2 protein-coding genes are annotated in these 4,600 nt (G+C 37.1%); both read right to left on the minus strand.

Annotation, left to right across the window (positions count from 1 at the left end):
* Nucleotides 1-94: 94 nt before the first annotated feature.
* Nucleotides 95-1,540 (minus strand): DUF4422 domain-containing protein, encoded by a 1,446-nt coding sequence (locus Q7P22_RS13445; protein WP_303864937.1) that lies wholly within the window; start codon nt 1,538-1,540, stop codon nt 95-97.
* Nucleotides 1,541-1,578: 38 nt separating this feature from the next.
* Entirely contained in the window at nt 1,579-4,002 is a 2,424-nt protein-coding gene (locus Q7P22_RS13450; protein WP_303864938.1) for a glycosyltransferase family 2 protein, read from the minus strand.
* Nucleotides 4,003-4,600: the final 598 nt, after the last annotated feature.

Genomic DNA, 4,600 nt, shown 5'->3' on the forward strand with positions numbered 1-4,600 from the left:
AGACAACTGGAAGGCGTATTACCTTCACTACATTACCAATGGGCAACGTGAGGGTAGAAAATGTGTCTAAGTTACCTTTGCAAGATCATTAAAATCAAAAATCAAAACTAGTTGACTTAAATTTAAAGGATCGCTCACTTTTCAATTCTGCATATCGTATCAAGTGTGTATTAATATGAGACCCAAGACAACTTTTTTGGTGTTTATAAGTCTTTAGTTGTTCCATATAGACATCTCTCCATGAGATCTTGTTATTTTTTAGTGGGCTGCCTAAAGGAGAAAATTGCGCCGAGGCCTGACGACCTTCATTAATACCAATAGTAATGAAATGATAGAAGGCTTTTTTAGAATCGTAGTAGCAGTCAACCGGTAAGTCTTGATATTTATCAATATAGTAGTTGAAATCATAAATATATGAATATTTTGAATTACAGTAGCCAGCAATGCGATTCTCATATCCTATTGCTCTGTCATGTTTAAAAATATTTTTTGAGTATTCTTCCAGATAAGAAGAGAAATTTTTTTTGAACTGTGAACGTAGCTCCGGATGTCCATTCATATATGAAGTGATATGAAAACACGGCGTGCCAATGCGGCCTTCAGCCAGCCCATACTTCAGAAAGTGCTTCCATGCCGCTTCAGGATCATTCCCAATAATATTGGAAAGTTTTTTGTAACGATTCAAATAATAGGAGGCAGAAAAAGTAGAGCTACAATCGGTGCAACCTATTTGAGGTACAAAAGAATTTTTAAAAGCTTCTTTTTCGATATTAGATTGGTAAAAGGTATCTTTGTTTGGCAAGACTACCGGATAAAGGGATTTTGTTGGAAATACCGGGTTGTAAGCTTCACAATCAGCAATAGAAAGGTTTTCTGCTACCAGCCATACGTTAAGTAAACGTTCAGCTAAAAAACCGAAAACTCTTGCTTGGTATGCGTTACGCGCAAAGTATGGGTTTATATAATTACTTTCCAGCTTATTAAGCACGCTAAAGAGCCAAGTACAATAGGCATCCCATATCTCTTTTCTACATACAATCATATTGAAAGGGCGAAAAGTGGGTCCTCTCATGACTTTATAAAATGAGTTTAGATATTTAGGATAATCTTTTTTAATTAAGCGTTCGAGAGAAATCATATCAAGAAGACAATGAAAATGTGCATAATGTTGCGCTATGGAGCAAGGCTCATTAGGGTTTACTGAAGTTTGATAGGAAGTGGATGCTATACAATCATATTTATTAAGTAACTTGTAAATAGCAGCAGAGTCAAGGCGGGAACCATTCCTATTGCGAAAGAACCTACGATAATGGTAAAGCCCCACAATATCTTCACGTGAATTTTTCCAAATCCAATATACACCTGTTAGTTCACAATAAGTTGCATTTAAGTGTGAGATATTGTCATCAATATCATCTCGTAGCCATTGATATTGGGTTTTTGTTAATGGATAACGAAAAGCACCGACTAAAAGTGGTGAGTATAGCTCGTTGTTTGGTAAGTCAACATTTAGTCGGTGTGAAATAATATATATTTTCAAAGTGTATGACTTCTTTCCTAGAGCACAAGAAAATGAAGTTATGAAAGCTGATAGGATCCTAAGCCACGTGCTAAGTTACAATTGTAATAAGGGTCCCCTTTTACGTAATAATTAGCCCATCTATTCATCATTATTGCTTTTTCACGACACCACTGGACAGCTTGTACTGTAGTGCGATCTGACGCTCCACGAGAGACAGATTCGTAATGATACAGTTTTGCTTGAGGTTGTATGATTACGTATTTTCCAATCGCGTTGCATTTAAGACAAAAATCGACATCGTTGTAATTCACTGCAAGAGTTTCATCAAGTCCCCCAATTTTGTTGTAAACCTCCTGTTTTACAAGGAGACAAGCACCGGTTACGGCGCTTACTGCATGTGGGACAGCTGCTAAGTTGAAATACCCATGGTCATTATCTGGGAAAAGCATACACGTATGACCCGGACCTCCATCAGACATATGGACGCCCATGTGTTGCGTGAGGCCATTAGCATATAAAAGCTTTGCTCCAACAATGCCAACTCCTGAGCGCATGCAAGGACCGAGCATTAATTCAAGCCAATTTGGACTTATGACTTCTGTGTCGTTGTTTAAGAACAAGAAAAAATCACCATTTGCATGCTTCGAACCAAAATTGATAATTTTTGAGAAATTCCAGCTGCCCTTATAAAAGACTACTTTTATTTGAGAGTATCGGGATTCGATCTTATGATAAAAAGAAAAAGTGCTACTATCAGTACTGTTGTTCTCAACAATAATAATTTCATAATTTTTATAAGTACTTTTATTTAAAATTGAGGAAATACATTGATTAAGCATGTGTATTGCATCTTTATTTGGAATGATAATAGAGATTTTTGGATTGGTTGAGATAGCATAATTAACTTGAAGAAAGTCAGGGATCGTAGGAGATCTAAGAACATGCGCTTGTATGCCACAACGGTCCAGATGTCCTTGTACAGCCTTCAGCTGTGCATTAATTACCCAAGGTTTGGCTTCTATACCACTAGCGGTTGATTCAGGATGAATACGCCAATGATAGAGAATTTTTCTTACATGAAAAATATTACGGGCTTTTTCTGCTGTAATAAATGTGAGGTTCCAGTCTTGAGCTCCATCCATTTCCTTTCCAGGTAGATTGTTAAAATCAATGAGTGAGCGGCGCACGGCAAGCATATGGCATACGAAATTGCAGCTGAACAAATAATCCCAGTTAAAGTCAGGTTTGAGAAAACCATCCTTGTAATGATTGTTTTGAAGCTTGTCCTCGTCGCAGTATATTAAATCAGTGTCTGGATGCTCGTTAGCTGCTTTCGCGTATTCAAAAAGGGTGTCAGGCTCAATGACATCATCATGATCAAGAAAGCAAATGAAATCACCAGCAGCAGCTTTCATTCCTTTATTAGTATTAAGGGTAATCCCTAAATTTTCTGCTAAGGAAATGATTTTAATGCGTTTATCTAACGAGGAGGCTTTTTTAATAGCATTATTTAATGCCTCATTTTTTGGTGATGCATTAACAAGAATAAGTTCAAAATTTTTATAGGTTTGCACAAGGACGGAGTCAATCATCTCTTCAAAAAATGATATTGGAGTGTTATATATTGGAACAATGATAGAAAAAAATGGCATATAGGGAAAAGTAGATAAACGTTGTATGTCTAACTCAAGAAGTGAGGTACGGTGAGTTTTAACAAACCAATCTTCATAATAATCAGATATGGGGTTCCTATTAATTTGTGTAAGCCAGCTATCTCGTAAACCTTTTGCACGAAAATCTTCAAGACATAGAAAACCATCTGGCGCTAGTGACACAGTATAGTGAAGCCAAATAATAAAGCTTTGAAGTTTAGTTGAGACCTTAAAAGAAAATTGTATTTGTCGGATTGCTCCGTTTGGAAGCGAAGGGTAACTTTCCAAATTATCTCTTAGAAGTGTTGCTTTATTTAGGGAAGCCGTGTTTCCACGAAGATCTAGTACTCGAATTTCAAAAGCCGATTCAATTAATTTCTTTAACGGGCTAAATGTTTCAGCGGTACATATAACTGTATCAGTATTGTTTTCGTTATCTACGATGTTATTTACAGTTAAGTTAGACTCACTTGCAGATAGCTTACTATCAATATTGCGAATTCGCAGGGCGTTTGAGTTTCTAAAAAGAGTATTTAACTTAGATTTTGCTGCAGAGAGGCCGTGTTTAAAAACTTTTTCAGCTATTGCGAGTACTTGTTTATTTGCATCATGAGCTTGGACAGTTACAGTTTGGTTGACAGTTAAGATCGGTAGAACGAGCACAAATTGGTTTTTTTTATCGAGAGGAATAAGCGTAGTTGGTATAGTTTTGTTTGTAGAAGTCTTTGAATAAGATGTAAGAGTTGCATTTTCAGGAATTTGTGTTTCAAGAAGGATGAAAATTTTGCCAGTACCACGTGTTACCGCACCGAATGTAATGCTTGCCAAAACAATCCTCCATCTAATGATGATATAGCGATTATTTAATTTGGAATAATACAATACATTATGGTAAATATAGTAGTATGGCTATATCTAGTCGTTATGTGTGGTGAAATACCATCGCAATTACAAGGTGTTTTACTCCAATCACTGAGGGCGCCGAGAATCATTTCAGTAAATAAGGAATTAAAAAAGCCAGTATTAAGCTTTCTAAGAAAACCACAATTTATATGCTCATAATATTTGTATTGTCAATAACGGTTGAGAACTAACGCCTTTTCAGCGAACAATTAGTGCCGGAAATGCTGGTGTAAATGAGACTTCGACTCTGGCGGCAAAGCCTCAAACCCTAATCGATACGTCGAATCCTATGCAGCCTTTCTTTCCATGGCAACCTCTACTGCATCGAGCACCTTGCGAGTCTCTTTATCTGCTGTGGCACGTTGGGCATCAGTGATTGGTCCTGCCTCATTCTCCTGTCTGCATCTCTCCAATAGTGACCTGAACTCGTTCATCTTGTTTGTATTCAATAGTCCTTGCACAGACCTCGCATCGTGATATGGGTAATGCACGCATTAGAAATTGAGCAGTTATCGCATCAGGG

Origin of the sequence: Alkalibaculum bacchi (assembly GCF_937875145.1) — a bacterium.
In the GTDB taxonomy this organism is placed as follows: Bacteria; Bacillota; Clostridia; order Eubacteriales; family Alkalibacteraceae; genus Alkalibaculum; species Alkalibaculum bacchi_A.